This is a genomic window from Pseudomonas sp., from assembly GCF_048269965.1.
In the GTDB taxonomy this organism is placed as follows: domain Bacteria; phylum Pseudomonadota; class Gammaproteobacteria; order Pseudomonadales; family Pseudomonadaceae; genus Aquipseudomonas.
In genome coordinates this window covers 49,798-65,136 of the sequence record NZ_JBLWTV010000010.1, presented here as the reverse complement: position 1 = coordinate 65,136, position 15,339 = coordinate 49,798, and the positions used below count along the sequence as shown (strand labels likewise).

Genomic DNA, 15,339 nt, shown 5'->3' with positions numbered 1-15,339 from the left:
GAGCAGATTATCTGGCGCGAGGCAAGATGGCAGTCCAGCAAGCCTGACAACCCCGAGAGGACCCAGCTTATGAACCTGCAATTGCCGAGCGCCGTTCAGGCCTACTTCGAGATCAGCAACGGTGATGACATCTCACGCATGGCGGCGTGTTTCTGCGCGGACGCCAGCGTGACCGATGAAAACCGCAGGCATCAGGGGATCGAGGCCATCGAATCCTGGCAGCGGGCCGTGCGGCAGGCATTCACCTATCGGGTGGAGCCCATCGAGTCATCTGGCGAGGGTGATCAACTGAGCGTCACGGCAATGGTGAGCGGTGATTTTCCCGGCAGCCCGCTACCGCTCAGGCATGTTTTCACGCTCCGTGATGGGCGGATCCGCTCACTGGAGATTGCCCCATGATGAACCTCGAACTTGCCGGCAAGCGTGTGCTGGTCACCGGTGGGACCAAAGGCGTGGGGCTCGCAGTGGTTCGTTTGTTCCACGCCGAGGGGGCGCAGGTGCTGACCGCGGCGCGACAGGCCGATAGCGCCGTACCGCCAGATATCTTCGTTGAGGCCGATCTTTGTACCCGAGAAGGTTGCGCTGCGCTGGTGGCGGCTGCGGAGCAGCGCTTGGGCGGGGTCGACATCCTCGTGCACGTGCTGGGTGGCTCGTCCGCTCCCGGCGGCGGTTTTGCTGCGCTGGATGACGAGCAGTGGCAGCGCGAGCTCGATCTGAACCTGTTTCCGGCTGTACGTCTGGACCGTGCGCTGCTTCCGGGCATGCTGCAGCGCGCGGCGGGCGTGATCATTCATGTGACATCCATCCAGAGTCGTTTGCCACTGCCCGAGGCGACCACCGCATATGCCGCAGCCAAGGCCGCCCTCTCGACTTACAGCAAGAGCCTGTCGAAGGAGGTGTCACCCAAGGGCGTGCGCGTCGTGAGGGTTGCTCCGGGCTGGATCGAAACCGAGGCATCGGTGGCCCTGGCCGAGCGATTGGCAGAGGAGGCGGGCACGGATTACGAAGGCGGCAAGCGCATCATCATGGAGGCGCTGGGAGGCATTCCGCTCGGCCGCCCATCGAAACCCTCGGAAGTCGCTGAACTCATCGCTTTCCTGGCGTCACCTCGGGCAGCCGCCATCACCGGCAGTGAATTCCTGATCGATGGCGGCACGGTGCCGACCGCCTAGAGCGTCGCGGTGGACAGCCTGCGGTTGTCCACCGCCTTGATCGTCATCGCCTATTTTTCTGCCCAGCTCCCTGCCATCCCGGCAATCCTGTACCACACTCTATGAGCCTGAAACGGACGCTGTCACACGCGTCGTGCTGAGCCCGTGCGTCGTCGGCCCTGCCTGGCCGGTCATGGATGCCCAGCCCTTCGCTGAACCCGTCCGCGATAACAACAAGACACAGGGGGTAGCATGTTCAAACCACGGGATGTAAAGACCGTCGGCGAGGCCCGGCGCATCGTCGAGGAGCGTGGCCTGAGCCACGTCAAGGTCGGTCTGTTCGATAGCGACGGTGTGATGCGCGGCAAGTACATGAGCCGCAGCAAGTTCTTCTCCGCCCTCGAGCAGGGTTTCGCCTTCTGCGATGTGGTGCTCGGCTGGGACGTCAAGGATCAGCTCTACGACAACGCCCAGTACACCGGCTGGCACAGCGGCTACCCGGACGCGCCGGTACGCATCCTGCCGCACACCTGCCGCGAGATTCCCTTCGAGAACGGCATGCTGCTGTTTCTCGCCGAATTCGACCAGCAGGCCGAGGCGGTGTGCCCGCGCGGCACCCTGCGGCGGGTGATCCAGCGCTGCCAGGACATGGGCTTCGAGCCCTATGCCGCGCTGGAGTACGAATTCTTCATGTTCGATGAAACCCCGGACTCGGCACGGGCCAAGGGTTTTCGCGATCTCAAGCCATTCACTCCAGACTGGTTCGGCTACTCGATGATCCGCAACTCGGTACATGCCGAGCTCTATCACCAGATTCTCGAAATGGGCGAGGCGATGGACTTTCCCATCGAGGGTCTGCACACCGAGACCGGCCCCGGCGTGCTGGAGGCGGCCATTGCCTACGACCGTGCCGAAGCCGCGGCGGACAAGGGCGCGCTGTTCAAGACCTTCATGAAGGTGCTGGCCCAGCGCAACGGCCTGATGGCCACCTTCATGGCCAAGTGGTCCGGCAAGTATCCGGGGCAGAGTGGGCACATCCACGTCTCGCTGCGTGATCGCAGTACTGACAAGTCAGCCTTCTACGACCCCAGCCAGGCACACAACATGAGCAAGCTGCAGCGGCATTTTCTCGCCGGGCAGCAGCGCCTGATGCCGGAATTCCTGTGCATGGTGGCGCCGACGTTGAACAGCTATCGGCGCCTGATCCCCGGCTTCTGGGCGCCGACCGATGCCACCTGGGGCGTGGAGAACCGCACCGCCGCGCTGCGGGTGATCCCCGGCAGCGACAAGTCGCAACGCCAGGAGTACCGCCTCGGCGCCGCCGACGGCAACCCGTTCCTGGCGCTGTCGGTGGCCATCGGCTCGGGCTTGTACGGTGTCATGCAGGAGTGGGAGCCGACCGAGCCGGTCAGCGGCAACGCCTATGCGGTCAAGCATCCTGAGGAACTGGCGCTGCCGCGCACGCTGTGGGATGCCGCGCAGCGCCTGAAGGGCTCGCAGGCCGCCCGCGAACTGTTCGGCGATGCCTTCGTCGAGCACTTCGCCGCCAGCCGCGAATGGGAAGAGCGCGAGTACCGTCGCCATGTCAGCGATTGGGAGCTGGATCGCTACTTCGAAATCATCTGATTCCACCGTCCGTAGCCCGGATGCAATCCGGGGCGGTTTCGTCGAGTGTCCCGGATTGCATCCGGGCTACGCGGGCAAGGTTTCTGGAGCACCTTATGAGCAAACTGCAATGCATTTCCCCCATCGACGGCTCGGTCTATGTCGAGCGTCGTCTGGCGTCCAATCCCGAGGTGCTGGTGGCGCTGGCCAAGGCCGAGCTGGCGCAGCAGGCCTGGAAGCAGACGCCGCTGCGCGAGCGTATCGCCATCGGCCGGCGCGCCATCGAGATCTTCGCCGCGCGTGAGGCACAGTTGGCCGAGGAACTGTGCTGGATGATGGGCCGGCCGATTCGTTATGCCGCTGGCGAGATTCGTGGCTTCGTCGAGCGTGCCAGCCATATGGCGGATATCGCCGAGGGCTCGCTGGCCGATATCCGCCTGCCGGAGAAGGCCGGTTTCACCCGTTTCATTCGCCGTGAGCCACTGGGCCTGGCCTTGATCATCGCCCCCTGGAACTACCCCTATCTGACCGCCGTCAACGCGGTGATGCCGGCGCTGTTGGCGGGTAACGTGGTGCTGCTCAAACACTCGGCGCAGACGCCGCTGTGCGCCGAGCGCATGGTCGAGGCCTTCGCCGAAGCCGGTCTGCCCGAAGGCGTGTTCCAGTACCTGCACCTGAACCATGGCGAGACCGAGGCGCTGATTCGCTCGCCGAGCATCGACCACGTCGCCTTCACCGGTTCGGTGCCCGGGGGCGCCATGGTCGAGCGCGCGGCTGCCGGGCGCTTCATCAGTGTCGGCCTGGAACTGGGTGGCAAGGACCCGGCCTATGTCAGGGCCGACGCCGATGTGCAGCACGCGGTGGAAACCGCCATCGACGGCGCCTTCTTCAACTCCGGGCAGTCCTGCTGCGGTATCGAACGCATCTACGTGCACGAGTCATTGTTCGATGAGTTCGTCGAGCGCGCGGTGGCGCTGGTGCGCCAGTACAAACTGGGGCGTTCCGACGACCCGCAGACCACCCTCGGGCCGCTGGTACGCAGTGATGCCGCCGACTTCGTTCGCGCGCAGATCGCCGAAGCGCTCGCGCAGGGCGCCAGGGCGCATATCGACCCCGCCGAGTTTCCACTGGATGCGCCGGGCACGCCCTACCTGGCGCCGCAGGTGCTGACCAACGTCAACCATGAAATGCGCGTGATGACCGAGGAATCCTTCGGTCCGGTGGTGGGCATTCAGAAGGTTGCCAGCGACGAGGAAGCGCTGGCGCTGATGAACGACAGCGAGTTCGGCCTGACTGCGGCGATCTTCAGTCGCGACGTCGACGCCGCCATGGCCCTGGCTGATCGGGTGGAGGCCGGCACGGTGTTTCTCAACCGCTGCGACTACCTCGACCCCGGCCTGGCCTGGACCGGTGTGAAGCACTCCGGGCGTGGCTGCACCCTGTCGCGTGTCGGCTATGAGCAACTGACCCGGCCGAAGTCCTTCCACTTCAAGACTCAGCTGTGAGGCGCGCAATGACTCTCGATCAGTACCGCATGAACTGGAACTACCCGACCTCGATGCGCGTCGGCGTTGGCCGCATTGCCGAATTGGCCGAGGCCTGTCGTCAGCTCGGCATGCGCGCGCCGCTTCTGTGTACCGACCCCGGCCTGGCGGCGTTGCCGATGATCGACGCGGCGCTGCGTCAGTGTCGTGACGCTGGACTGAAGGCCGGATTGTTCTCGGCGATCAAGGGCAACCCTACCGGCGCCAACGTGATGGACGGAGTCGCCGCGTTCAAGGCGGGCGCGCATGACGGGGTGATCGCCTTCGGCGGTGGCTCGGCGCTGGATGCCGGCAAGGCCATCGCCCTGATGGTCGGCCAGGAGCGGCCGCTGTGGGATTTCGAGGACATCGGCGACAACGCCAGTCGCGTCAATGTCGCTGGCATGGCGCCAGTGGTGGCGGTGCCGACCACCGCCGGCACCGGATCGGAAGTTGGCCGCGCCTCGGTGATCACCGACGATGCTGCGCATATCAAACGCATCATCTTCCACGCACGAATGTTGCCGGCGCTGGTGATTCTTGATCCCGAGCTGACGGTCGGTCTGCCGGCGAAAATCACCGCCGCCACCGGCATGGACGCGCTGTCGCACAGCCTGGAGGCGTTCTGTTCGCCACTGTTCCACCCGATGGCCGAGGGCATCGCTCTCGAAGGCATGCGCCTGGTGCAACAGTACCTGCCGCGTGCGGTAAGCCAGGGCACGGATGTCGAGGCGCGGCTGCAGATGCTGGTGGCCTCGAGCATGGGTGCCACCGCCTTCCAGCGTGGCCTCGGCGCCATGCATGCGCTGGCGCATCCGCTGGGAGCGCTGTACGACGCCCACCACGGCTTGCTCAACGCGGTGCTGATGCCTTACGTGCTGGTGGCCAACCGCGGCGCCATCGAGCCGCAGATGGAGAAGATGGCGCGCTACCTGGCCTTGCCTGGCGGCGGTTTCGATGCGGTGTTGGAGTGGGTGCTGGCACTGCGCAGCGAAGTGGGCATCGCCCATAGCCTGGGCGAGATCGGCATCGACGATGCCCGCATCGAGCAGGTCGGCCGCATGGCCGAAGTCGATCCCTCGGCGGGCACCAACCCCATCGCCTTCAGCGCCGCCCAGTACAGCGCGTTGTTCGAGAAAGCGCTGCGCGGGACCTTGTAGCCCGGATGCAATCCGGGAGCGGTTGGTCTGCTTTGCCCCGGATTTCATCCGGGCTACGGGATGGGTTCTGTCGGCGAGTAGGGCGTACTCGCGAAGCAGTACGCCGCTGGGATTTGTGCCGCTCCGAACAATAGCGGACTGTTCGCCTCGCTAAGAGCGGCCAACGTTACTTCATTCGTCCGCTTACTCCGCCTGCAACGCTTCCAGCGCCGGCGCGGCATATATGCCCACTTCCACCGCCAGTTCCATCACGCGCGGCAGGTCGCTGGCGTACACCAGCACCGCTTGCAGCTCGTCGTCCAGCGCTTCGCTGAAGTCCAGCAGCACGTAGCCGCCGGTTTCCGGCGACAGCGCGGAGAGCTGCACCTGGATGCGATTGAGCGCCTTGAGCGGCTCGGTCTTGGCCAATTGCTTGGGCTTGAGCACGAACTGCACCTGCGGGCCGAAGGATTCGGTGATGCGCTGGAACAGTTCTTCATAGCTGTCGGCCTGGAACAGCACGGTGTCCGGCAGGCTGCCAACCACCACCCATTCGCCCAGGGGAATGGGGAATTCGTCGTCGTAGTTGACGTCCGGGTTGGCGGCGAGGAAGGCGGCCGGATCGGCATAGGCCTGAGTGGCCTCATCGGCGATACGGGCGATCTCGTCCTCGGGCAGGCAGCCGGAGCTTATCTTGGCGATCAGTTCTTCCAGCTGGGCTTTCATCGGGGCATTCCTGTTCAGGGACGAAGGCGCGCAGGATAAGGCAAAGCACGCTGTGCTAGAAGTAGGCCAGCAGGCGGCCGAGGCTCATTACCAGTAGCCACAACAGCAGCGATAATGCTGCCTGCATTCGACCGAACAGCGGCGCGTACGTATCCCAGTCACTCAGCCGGGCGCTCCACAGGTGGCGAAACAACAGGGCGTTGCCGATGCCCAGGGCGATCAGCAGCAGCTTGAGCTGCAGCAGAGGGTCAACTGCCAGTGGCCCGGCGTCGGCGGCGAACAGACAGATGCCGCTGCCCAGCAGGAGCAACAGACCGGCCACCGCCAGTGGCGTCAACGTGCGCGACAGCGCTGCCAGCGGGAAACTGCGGCCGGCGCCAAGCAGGCGCGCATCGAGCAGCAGCATGGGCCCAAGCAGCAACACCAGGCCAAGCAGATGCAGCAGGTTGAGCGCCGGGTAGAGCAGTGCCGAGCTGCGCATCTGCTCGCCCAGGACCGTGGCTTCGAGCCAGGCGGCCCAGGCGATCAGGCTGTCCATCTAGCGCAGTTCGATGGTGCGACCGTCGACTATGATGCGCTCGGCGCGGATCTCAGGGGTGCCGTCCTTGCGTGGGTAGCCGACTATGGTCACGGTCTTGCCCGCCGTCAGGTCGGCTTCCGGCAGGCCGCGTGCCTGCAGACGGCTGATCGGGGCGAGGATCACCTGCCAGGTGCGCCCGTCGTGCTCGATGCTCACATCGGCGTGCGGGTTGCGGTAGTTGACGCTCTGCAGCGGCACTTCCAGGGTCAGGAGCCGATCGGCGTCATAGGAACTCCAGCCGTGGTGAGCCTGGGCAATGGCGGCGGCCAGCAGCAGGCCAAGTGCGGTGGTGAGGTGCAGCAGTTTCTTCAGCATGGCGATCACCCGGTGGACTGATGGAACACCGGGTAAACCTAGACCCTGTAAATGATGCTGCGGCGGACGGGCAGCATTTGGAAACAGAATGAGGCGGTCAGATGCCTCAGCCGTAGCGTTTCTTCGCTTCGATGGCCAGGCCGCTGCCGATGCTGCCGAAGGTATTGCCCTCCACGCTGCGCGCGTTGGGCAGCATGGCGGCCACGCTCTGACGCAGCGCCGGCACGCCGCTGGAGCCGCCGGTGAAGAACAGGGTGTCGACCTGATCGGCAGCGATCCCGGCATCGGCGAGCAATTGCGTGAGGCTGGCGCGGATGCGTTCGAGCAGCGGCTCGATGGCGTTCTCGAACAGCGGGCGAGTCAGCTCGGCGACCAGGCCCGGCTCCACGCGTGACAGGTCGATGGGGTGCGCGTCCTGCTCGCTGAGGGCGATCTTGCTCTCTTCCACCTGCATCGCCAGCCAGTGCCCGGCACGCTGTTCGATCAGGCCGAACAGGCGGTCGATGCCGGTGGCGTCGACGATGTCGTAGCGCATGTTCTGCAGGGCCAGCTGGGTCTTCTGCGCGTACAGCGCGTTGATGGTGTGCCAGGTGGCCAGGTTGAGGTGGTAGCTGGTGGGCATGAAGGCGTCGCTCTTCATCCGGCTGCCGTAGCCGAACAGCGGCATCACGCCGGCCAGCGATAGTTGCTTGTCGAAGTCCGTCCCGCCGATGTGCACGCCGCCCGTGGCGAGGATGTCGTCCTGGCGCTCGGCCAGGTGATGGCGCTCGGGTGCCAGACGCACCAGGGAGAAGTCCGAGGTACCACCGCCGATGTCGACGATCAGCACCAGCTCCTCGCGGTCCAGGCTCGACTCGTAGTCGAAGGCCGCCGCGATGGGCTCGTACTGGAACGACACGTCCTTGAAACCGAGCTTGTGCGCCACGGCCACCAGGGTGTTCTGTGCGTCCTGATCGGCAGCCGGGTCGTCATCGACGAAGAACACCGGGCGGCCCAGCACCACCTCCTCGAAGGCACGTTCGGCCTGGGTTTCGGCACGCTTCTTCAGCTCGCCGATGAAGAAGCCGAGCAGGTCCTTGAACGGCAGGGCGCTGCCCAGCACGGTGGTTTCGCTCTTCAGCAGCTTGGAGCCCAGCAGGCTTTTCAGCGAGCGCATCAGGCGCCCTTCGTAGCCTTCCAGATACTCGTACAGGGCCAGGCGGCCATAGACCGGGCGGCGCTCCTCGGTGTTGAAGAAGATCACCGAGGGCATGGTGATCTTGCCGTCTTCCAGCGACAGCAAACTGTCCTGGCCGGGGCGCAGCCAGCCGACGGTGGAATTGGAGGTGCCGAAGTCGATGCCTAAGGCGCGGGCGGGCGTGGAAAAGGACATGGAGCGCAGGACCAGAGTGATTGCCGGGAAAGTGTTCTGCGTCGCCGGACGACGCCCCAGCGTGCTGCCTGAGGTGGCAGGTCACGAAACGGCCGCGCATTCTATGTCAGTGCGTGGGGTTGTCAAATGTGTGGAGCGCCGGTAGCGGTTGTTCGCTCGCCATGCGCGCCATGCGCGCCACCCAGCGGCCTTGTCAGGACGCTGGTGTGGCGCGAGGGTTGCGTCAACCGCAGCGGGCTGGCGCCGGGCGTTCAGCCGGCAATTGTCAGCGAATTTTGAAGTACTCACGGTGAAACCCTGTCTCGGGCAGGCCGCAGGCCGACCAGTCCTGCAACAGCCGGTCGCCCAGACCGAACGGGCCGCAGAACCACAGGCTGGTGTCGTCGAGGCCGCCAGTCGTCGCGCGGATTTTCTCCAGATCGAGATTGCCATCGCGCGATTGATGGATCAGGTGCAGGTGCACGCCTGCGCGCTGGCACAGGTCCGCTACACGCCTGTTCAGGGGCGATTGTTCGGGTGTACAGAAGAAGAAATGCAGGTCGCTGTCTGACCTTTGTGCCGCCGGGTTGGCTGCCAGATGCTCCAGTCGGGAAATAAATGGCGCCACGCCCACGCCACCGCCGACCCACACCTGGGCACCGTCGCTATTGGCGAAGGTGAAGCGTCCATAGGGGCCTTCGAGCTGCATGCGGCTGCCGATTGCCAGTGACTGCATCAGGCGCGAGGTATCGTCACCCAGTACCTTGACGCAAAAACTGATGGTTCTCGGGTCGGTGTCGGAGGATGCGATGCTGAATGGGTGCGGGTCCCGGGTGTTGGCAAAGCGCACGAAGGCAAATTGACCGGGTTTGAACCTCAGGCGGTCATCGTCCATGCGGCAGTGGATTTCCATGACGCCGTCGGCGTGACGCACGATGTCCTGCACGCTGCCTGTGTAGTATTTCCCGCGTTGATCCAGGCCGAACAGGATGGCCAGCGCGGCCAGGCAGCCAACCAGCGCCGCAAGCATCACCCAGGCCCCGGTCAGCGTTGGCCAGAGGGCATCCGGCAGCAGGACGATGGCGTGGAAAGTGGCGGCAATGAATAGCAGCGGAAAGGCTTTGTGCAGCCGCCGAAACCAGTGGTACGGGATGTATTTGATCAGCGCCAGCAGCACCAGCGTGATGGCGATGTAACCCAGCCACTCACCGATGTCCTTGGCCGGGTCGCGCAAGAACTCGAAGACGCGTTCCGGGGCATTGCCTGACTTCGCCGGTCGGGTCAGCCAGCCAGCCTTGGCCATCGATTTCGGGACGATCTCCATCATCCAGTGCACGAACACCAGGACGCCGGCGCTGATGCCCAGCCATTTGTGCAGTCGATAGCTCTGGTCGAGGCCTCCGAGCAGGTCTTCCAGCGACATCGGGCGTGTGGCCAGCAGCGTGATCAAGGCCATCAATGAGTAGGCGACGATACCGCTGAGGATGATGCTGTTGCCTCGCAGCGTCCAGAAGTCGCTGCCCGGCCCCCCCTGCGCCAGCATGCTGATCAGCCAGATGGCGATAGGCAGGATCAGAGCCAGCCAGAACCAGCGCTTCATGGCATTTACCTTCAGGACGTGAGAAGAATTGCGCGCGTCGGCCCGTCATGGGAAGCCGATTCTTGTCACGAAAACTACAGCGATATCCTTTCGCGCTCTTTGAGTTGGATCAATCCCTTGTGCACTGAGCTGGCCGGAAGGACATTGCGCAGTCGCCATGACGGGCCTCGCCTGCGCGTCAGAGCGGCCTTTTCGACGGTGTCAGGCGCTGCATCGAGCGCTCATGATCCCTTGGCGTCTTGCTGGCGGCGTTGCCATTGGCTCCATTCGAAGCCCAGCACCACCAAGAGCGACAGGCCAAACGGCAGCAGCAGGTAGAACATGCGGAACACGATCAGCGCGGCGAGCACGTCAGCCGCAGGCAGCTCGGGCATGGCGGCGAGGAAGGTCACTTCCAGCACGCCCAGGCCACCCGGCGCATGAGATAGCAGCGCCAACGAGAAGGAGGCGAGGAACACGCCGAGCACCACCAGGTAGCCGGGGTGATTGTCGGCTGGCAGGGCGAAGTAGATGATCGCCGCCGCACAGAGCAACTCCAGCGGGCCGGCCAGCAACTGCCGAGCGACGATGGGCAGGCGCGGATATTCCACGTGCAGCTTGCCCAGGGTCCAGGGTTTGAACTGGCGCCAGGAGCCCAGCACGTAGAGACCGACCAGGCTCAGCAGCACGCTGCCAATGACCACCGAGACCAGCGGCGTGATGTTGGCGACCCGGTGGATCAGGTCGGGCTGCGCGATCAGCACGCAGCCGCTGGCCAGCAGGGCGCCCAGAGCGAAGGTGAAGGAGCAGAAGACGATGAGGATGCCGATTTCCTGTGGCGTCAGGCCCTTGCTGCGGTAGGCGCGATAGCGCACCACTGCGCCGGAGAACACCGAGGCACCGATGTTGTGAGCCAGGGCGTAGGTGGTGAATGAGCACAGGGTGATGAAACGCCAGGGAATCTGCTTGCCGAGATGGGCAACGGCGATGCGGTCGTACCAGGCCAGGGCCCAGTAAGCGCCCAGAGTGGCGCCGGCAGCCAGCAGCCAGTTCAGATGGCTGATCGCGCGCAGACTATCGGCGATCTCGTCGAGGGAGATGGTGCGCAACTCGCGGTAAAGCAGGAAACAGGACGCCACGACGGCGACCAGACCGATCAGCGTCCAGATCAGGTCGCTGCGTTTCAGCTTGGGTTTGGCTTCGACAACGGACACTGCAACTCCTCGCTCTACAGGCCCGGTAGGCGATCTTGCCGGTCAGGGAGCCTGTCGAGGCTAATGTTCACGACCTTGTAGGTCGGCTCGCGACGGCCGCAGACTGATGCTGCTCTTCGCGGCGCGCTGCGCAGTATCAGCGAGGCACTGCTTTCGCTCAACAGGCAAGCACGTATCCGATTCATACCCAGGCCAGTGTGATGGCTGCCAGCGCGGCGTAGCGACCGGCTTTGGCCAGGGTGACGATGGCAACGAATATCCACAGGCGCTCACGCATCACTCCCGCGACCAGGGTCAGTGGATCGCCGATCACCGGCATCCAGCTCAGCAGCAGCGACCAGCGCCCATAGCGCGCGTACCAGCCCTGTGCCTGCTGCAGCCGAGCCGGGCTGACCGGGAACCAGCGGCGCTCGCGATAGTGCTCGATGGAACGACCCAGTAGCCAGTTGATCCAGGAGCCCAGCACATTGCCCAGGGTCGCCACCAGCAGCAAGGCCCAGAGTGGATACTGGCCTGCCAGCAGGAGGGCGACCAGCACCGCTTCGGACTGCAGCGGTAGTAGCGTCGCTGCGCCGAAGGCAGAGATAAACAATGCCGGATAGGCGGACAGACTCAGCATGGCAGGAGCACGCCGGCCGTTGGGCCGGCGGGGGTCAGGACTGCGATTCCTGGCCGCTGTTGGCCATGATCTCTTCCAGGCTCAGGCCGGTCAGGCCGTGAATGGTCTTCCACAGGTAGTAGAAGATGGCCATCAGCATGATCATCGAGGGAATGGCGATCATCGGGTAGCTGAGCAGGGTCATGCGCCCCAGTTCGTCATTGAACGCCTCGGTGCCGGCCGGACTGACCACGATCCACTTGGCCAGCACATAGTTCATGAACGAGGAAAAGAAGAAGGTGCCGCTGAGCCAGTAGGTCGCGCGCATCAGGCGCGTCTCGAAGTGCTCGACATGACCGCCTTGCTCCAGACGGTCGTGGATCTTGTCGATGTTGAGCACCGTCTTGTTGAACAGCAGGGTGCGAATCAGCGGGTAGCGGGTGCGTGTCGAAACCAGCACGGCAACGCCGATCAGGCCGGGAATCAGTGCTTCCTTGACTGCCAGCCACTGGGTGTCGAGTTTGAGCAGGCCGATACCACCGGTCAGCGCGACGCTGATCAGGCCGAGCAGGGCGATGAAGTTGAATTTGCGGTATCGGATCAGCTCGAACGCGCCCCAGCCCAGTGGGAACGCCAGGGCCAGGATCAGCGCGCCATCGGCGCCGAGGCGGTGCTCGCCACTGAGCTTCATCAGGATGAACGAGGGGATCAGGATGCTGATGGCCAGGTCGATCAGCGGGCGGGGCTTGTGCGTCGGGGTACGGCTGTCAGTAGTGGCGGTCATGGTAGCTGGAGTCTGCGTAGGAACGCCGATGATCGCCTGCCCGGCTCGCCAGGGCTAGTCCGACCGTCGGTTTTGAATGTGAAAAAGTATGAGTCGACAGCCATCTGACAGGAGAGAAGAGCTGGCTGGCGATGCTAAAGTGATGGCAGGGCCTGGGAGTCGAACATGCCAAGAATCATCCCTTTCATTTGCCTGTTGCTGACGGCACTTTTTCTGACGCCTGTGCCGGCCTGGGCGCGGGACTGCATCGGTATGGTGCAGGCCGGCACTTCGGCGTTCTGGAGCGAGCTGGAGGCCGGTGCGAGGCGCACTGCAGGCGATCTGCAATTGGAACTCTACACGCGCGGCCCGACCCAGGAAGGTAGCGTCGAGGTGCAGTTGCAACTGATAGATCGTGTGCTTGCACAGGGTTGCAAGGCACTGATCATCGCCCCGGCTGGCGATGCCATCGATACCCGGATCGCGGCCTTGCGTGCCGAAGGTATTCCCACCGTCTATGTCGACCGTGGCGTTGCGGGGGATGGCGCCTACGCGCTGGTGGCGACCGACAACTTCCTCGCAGGTCAGTTGGCCGGGCAACAACTCGCCGAGCGCCTCGGGCAGGGTGGCCGAGTCGGGTTATTGCGTTTACGTCCCGGGCTGCAATCGACCGAGGAGCGTGAGCGCGGCTTTCTGCTGGCGGCACAGGCGTCCGGGCTGCAGGTGGTGTTCGACACCTACTTGGGTGATGACCGCCAGCGCATCGTCGATGCCCTGAGCGAGCAGTTGCCCAGGCTCGACGGCCTGTTCAGCCCCAACGGCACCAGCACCCGAGCGACCCTCGCGGCTCTGCGCCAACTGGGCAAGGCCGGAGCGGTGGACTTCGTCGGCTTCGATGGAGGCGACCTGCTGTTCGATGCCGTGCGCGAAGGACATATTCACGCCCTGTTGCTTCAGCAGCCGCAGGCCATGGGCGATCATGCGGTGCGCCTGGTGCATCGGGCCCTGAGTGGCGAACGCGCCATTTCACGCCTGCAACTGTTGCTCGAACCACGGGTACTGACCGCCAGGGATTTGGCCGATATGACCGCGCCGCAACAGCCTTGGTGATGGGCGAAGCGTGGGTTTATGATCCTTGTCCTGGCCGCCCTGAATTCGCTGTAGGGCGCGCTCTAGACGGTGGCGTGCAATGAATCTGAAGTACCTGCTCGCAGTTCTGTTGTTCTGCAGCTTCTGCGTCCACGTGACGGCTGCCGAGTTGCGGCTGTATACCGAAGACTATCGACCCTTCAGCTATCTCGAGAATGGCGAGCCGAGTGGCATGGCTGTGGCGGTGGTCGAAGAATTGATCCGCCGTACCGGCGAGCGGGCGCGCATCGAACTGGTGCCCTGGACGCGCGGCTATCATCAGGTTCGTCATCAGGCCGACACGGCATTGTTCTCCACCGTGCGCACGGCGCAGCGCGAAGCTGAATTTCAGTGGGTCGGACCGATCGCGCAAGGCTATACGCGTTTCTACACGTACAAGGATGCCGGGCTGCGAGTCACCAGCCTGGACGACGTGCGCCACCTTGGCACCCTCGCCGTGCCCAAGCAGTGGTACAGCTACGAACTGCTGCGCGAACAGAAACTGGATAACCTGTATGGCGTGCCGACGCCTCAGGACATGCTGCGCATGTTTCGCCATGGCCGGGTCAAGCTGTTGCTGGCCAACACCCTGACCCTCGACGGCATGCTTGCCGAACAGGGCATGAATGCCGGGCAGCTGCAGGCGCAGTTCGACCTGATGACCAATGACTCCTATATCGCCTTTTCCCTGCAGACGGATGCCGAACGTGTCGCGCGATGGCAGCAGGCGCTGCAGCAGATGCGCCAGGACGGCAGCCTGGAGCGGATCTATCGACACTGGTTACCGACGACCGATGAGCGGACGTTGGTCGATTTGTTGCGCCTCGAGTGAAGCGGCTGCATGGCGCTCCACGGCTTGCTAGGCTGCAAGCGGGAGAAGCGGGATGATGATGGGCAAGTGCGCGTATCGATGCTTATGTGTCTTGCTGGTGGCGCTATGCGTGCCGGCGCAGGCCCAGTTGCGTCTGCTCACCGAGGATGCGCCGCCGATGAGCTTCATGCGCGAGGGCGAGCCCAGCGGCTTCTCCGTCGAGGTGGTCAGAGCGTTGCTGGCGCGCACCGGCGACAGTGGTCAGATCGAATTGATGCCCTGGACGCGAGCATTGCATCTGGCTCAACAGGAGGAAGATGTCGCGCTGTTTTCCACCGTGCGCACAACCGAGCGCGAGAACAGGTTCCAGTGGGTCGGGCCCATCGTGGTCGGCACCACCAGCTTCTACTCGCTCAAGTCCCGTGAGCTCGTCATCGATACGTTGGAGCAGGCCGCGGCCAGCGGGCCACTGGCCCTGCCCAAACAGTGGTACACCTTCGAGACCCTCAGTGCGAGGGGCTTTACCAACCTCTATGGCGTGCCCGGTTCGAAGCAGATGGTGACCATGCTCAAGCATGGCAGGGTCAACCTGATTGCTACCGAAGACCTGACCCTGGCTGGTGAGCTGGCCGCTGTCGACCTCAAGCCGCAGGACGTCAAGGCACATGTTCCGTTCATGCGTTCGGCCTATTACATCGCCTTCTCCCCACAGACGTCGGTGGTGCGTGTGGTGCGCTGGCAGCGCGCGTTGCAGCAGATGCATGAGGACGGCAGTCTCGCGGCGATCCTCAGGCGCTGGCTGCCGCATGCGCCGATGCCACCCATCGCTCCGTAGCGCCTCGCGTGGCGACTGGTT

At 64.1% G+C, this 15,339-nt stretch carries 16 protein-coding genes; 8 read left to right on the top strand and 8 right to left on the bottom strand.

The features are described 5' to 3' along the window. The first annotated feature begins 69 nt into the window (after nt 1–69). The 5 genes from ACN0X6_RS13480 to ACN0X6_RS13460 all read left to right on the top strand — a co-directional run bounded on the left by ACN0X6_RS13480 (nt 70) and on the right by ACN0X6_RS13460 (nt 5,439). Nucleotides 70–399 carry a nuclear transport factor 2 family protein gene (locus tag ACN0X6_RS13480; RefSeq protein ID WP_417704605.1) on the top strand — a complete coding sequence of 110 codons (330 nt, stop codon included), beginning with the start codon at nt 70–72 and terminating at the stop codon, nt 397–399. Further along, a complete protein-coding gene (locus ACN0X6_RS13475; RefSeq protein WP_160019261.1) occupies nt 396–1,172 on the top strand; it encodes an SDR family oxidoreductase in 777 nt (258 codons plus the stop codon). Before ACN0X6_RS13480 ends, ACN0X6_RS13475 begins: the two co-directional genes overlap by 4 nt. Before the next feature lie 231 nt (nt 1,173–1,403). Next, a complete protein-coding gene (locus ACN0X6_RS13470) occupies nt 1,404–2,777 on the top strand; it encodes a glutamine synthetase family protein (protein ID WP_417704603.1) in 1,374 nt (457 codons plus the stop codon). Nucleotides 2,778–2,872: 95 nt separating this feature from the next. Next, entirely contained in the window at nt 2,873–4,261 is a 1,389-nt protein-coding gene (locus tag ACN0X6_RS13465; RefSeq protein ID WP_417704601.1) for an aldehyde dehydrogenase family protein, read from the top strand. Nucleotides 4,262–4,269: 8 nt separating this feature from the next. Then, nucleotides 4,270–5,439 carry an iron-containing alcohol dehydrogenase gene (locus ACN0X6_RS13460; protein ID WP_417704600.1) on the top strand — a complete coding sequence of 390 codons (1,170 nt, stop codon included), beginning with the start codon at nt 4,270–4,272 and terminating at the stop codon, nt 5,437–5,439. 183 nt (nt 5,440–5,622) lie between these two features. On the opposite strand, the gene ACN0X6_RS13455 is transcribed toward ACN0X6_RS13460, so the two are convergent. The 8 genes from ACN0X6_RS13455 to ACN0X6_RS13420 form a co-directional block, all read right to left on the bottom strand. Continuing rightward, nucleotides 5,623–6,144 (bottom strand): hypothetical protein, encoded by a 522-nt coding sequence (locus tag ACN0X6_RS13455; RefSeq protein ID WP_417704598.1) that lies wholly within the window; start codon nt 6,142–6,144, stop codon nt 5,623–5,625. 55 nt (nt 6,145–6,199) lie between these two features. Beyond that, nucleotides 6,200–6,682, bottom strand: a complete 483-nt coding sequence (locus ACN0X6_RS13450; protein WP_417704596.1) for a hypothetical protein — start codon at nt 6,680–6,682, stop codon at nt 6,200–6,202. Further along, nucleotides 6,683–7,039 (bottom strand): DUF6152 family protein, encoded by a 357-nt coding sequence (locus ACN0X6_RS13445; protein WP_417704594.1) that lies wholly within the window; start codon nt 7,037–7,039, stop codon nt 6,683–6,685. It abuts the gene before it with no gap. 106 nt (nt 7,040–7,145) lie between these two features. Next, nucleotides 7,146–8,411: an Hsp70 family protein gene (locus ACN0X6_RS13440; protein ID WP_417704592.1), complete on the bottom strand. Its 1,266-nt coding sequence runs from the start codon at nt 8,409–8,411 to the stop codon at nt 7,146–7,148. 265 nt (nt 8,412–8,676) lie between these two features. After that, nucleotides 8,677–9,990, bottom strand: coding sequence for a ferric reductase-like transmembrane domain-containing protein (locus tag ACN0X6_RS13435; RefSeq protein ID WP_417704590.1), 1,314 nt, complete (start codon nt 9,988–9,990; stop codon nt 8,677–8,679). 221 nt (nt 9,991–10,211) lie between these two features. Next, nucleotides 10,212–11,183: a lysylphosphatidylglycerol synthase transmembrane domain-containing protein gene (locus ACN0X6_RS13430; RefSeq protein ID WP_417704588.1), complete on the bottom strand. Its 972-nt coding sequence runs from the start codon at nt 11,181–11,183 to the stop codon at nt 10,212–10,214. A 181-nt stretch (nt 11,184–11,364) separates the two neighbouring features. Then, nucleotides 11,365–11,802 (bottom strand): YqaA family protein, encoded by a 438-nt coding sequence (locus ACN0X6_RS13425; RefSeq protein ID WP_417704586.1) that lies wholly within the window; start codon nt 11,800–11,802, stop codon nt 11,365–11,367. 34 nt (nt 11,803–11,836) lie between these two features. Further along, complete coding sequence (locus ACN0X6_RS13420; RefSeq protein WP_160019271.1) at nt 11,837–12,565, bottom strand: VC0807 family protein; 729 nt, start codon at nt 12,563–12,565, stop codon at nt 11,837–11,839. Between the two features lie 165 nt (nt 12,566–12,730). Here ACN0X6_RS13420 and ACN0X6_RS13415 point away from each other — a divergent pair, with 165 nt between their 5' ends. From ACN0X6_RS13415 to ACN0X6_RS13405, 3 genes are all read left to right on the top strand, one after another. Then, a complete protein-coding gene (locus tag ACN0X6_RS13415; protein WP_417704584.1) occupies nt 12,731–13,654 on the top strand; it encodes a substrate-binding domain-containing protein in 924 nt (307 codons plus the stop codon). A gap of 79 nt (nt 13,655–13,733) precedes the next feature. After that, a complete protein-coding gene (locus ACN0X6_RS13410) occupies nt 13,734–14,504 on the top strand; it encodes a substrate-binding periplasmic protein (protein WP_417704582.1) in 771 nt (256 codons plus the stop codon). 109 nt (nt 14,505–14,613) lie between these two features. Beyond that, complete coding sequence (locus tag ACN0X6_RS13405; RefSeq protein ID WP_417704581.1) at nt 14,614–15,318, top strand: substrate-binding periplasmic protein; 705 nt, start codon at nt 14,614–14,616, stop codon at nt 15,316–15,318. The last annotated feature ends 21 nt before the right edge of the window (nt 15,319–15,339 follow it).

Bases quoted from the DNA above. Each gene is read 5' to 3' on its own strand.
- ACN0X6_RS13480 (WP_417704605.1), top strand. From the start codon at position 70: ATGAACCTGCAATTGCCGAGCGCCGTTCAGGCCTACTTCGAGATCAGC.
- ACN0X6_RS13420 (WP_160019271.1), bottom strand. From the start codon at position 12,565: ATGACCGCCACTACTGACAGCCGTACCCCGACGCACAAGCCCCGCCCG.
- ACN0X6_RS13450 (WP_417704596.1), bottom strand. From the start codon at position 6,682: ATGGACAGCCTGATCGCCTGGGCCGCCTGGCTCGAAGCCACGGTCCTG.
- ACN0X6_RS13415 (WP_417704584.1), top strand. From the start codon at position 12,731: ATGCCAAGAATCATCCCTTTCATTTGCCTGTTGCTGACGGCACTTTTT.
- ACN0X6_RS13410 (WP_417704582.1), top strand. From the start codon at position 13,734: ATGAATCTGAAGTACCTGCTCGCAGTTCTGTTGTTCTGCAGCTTCTGC.
- ACN0X6_RS13445 (WP_417704594.1), bottom strand. From the start codon at position 7,039: ATGCTGAAGAAACTGCTGCACCTCACCACCGCACTTGGCCTGCTGCTG.
- ACN0X6_RS13460 (WP_417704600.1), top strand. From the start codon at position 4,270: ATGACTCTCGATCAGTACCGCATGAACTGGAACTACCCGACCTCGATG.
- ACN0X6_RS13435 (WP_417704590.1), bottom strand. From the start codon at position 9,990: ATGAAGCGCTGGTTCTGGCTGGCTCTGATCCTGCCTATCGCCATCTGG.
- ACN0X6_RS13425 (WP_417704586.1), bottom strand. From the start codon at position 11,802: ATGCTGAGTCTGTCCGCCTATCCGGCATTGTTTATCTCTGCCTTCGGC.
- ACN0X6_RS13475 (WP_160019261.1), top strand. From the start codon at position 396: ATGATGAACCTCGAACTTGCCGGCAAGCGTGTGCTGGTCACCGGTGGG.
- ACN0X6_RS13440 (WP_417704592.1), bottom strand. From the start codon at position 8,411: ATGTCCTTTTCCACGCCCGCCCGCGCCTTAGGCATCGACTTCGGCACC.
- ACN0X6_RS13455 (WP_417704598.1), bottom strand. From the start codon at position 6,144: ATGAAAGCCCAGCTGGAAGAACTGATCGCCAAGATAAGCTCCGGCTGC.
- ACN0X6_RS13465 (WP_417704601.1), top strand. From the start codon at position 2,873: ATGAGCAAACTGCAATGCATTTCCCCCATCGACGGCTCGGTCTATGTC.
- ACN0X6_RS13470 (WP_417704603.1), top strand. From the start codon at position 1,404: ATGTTCAAACCACGGGATGTAAAGACCGTCGGCGAGGCCCGGCGCATC.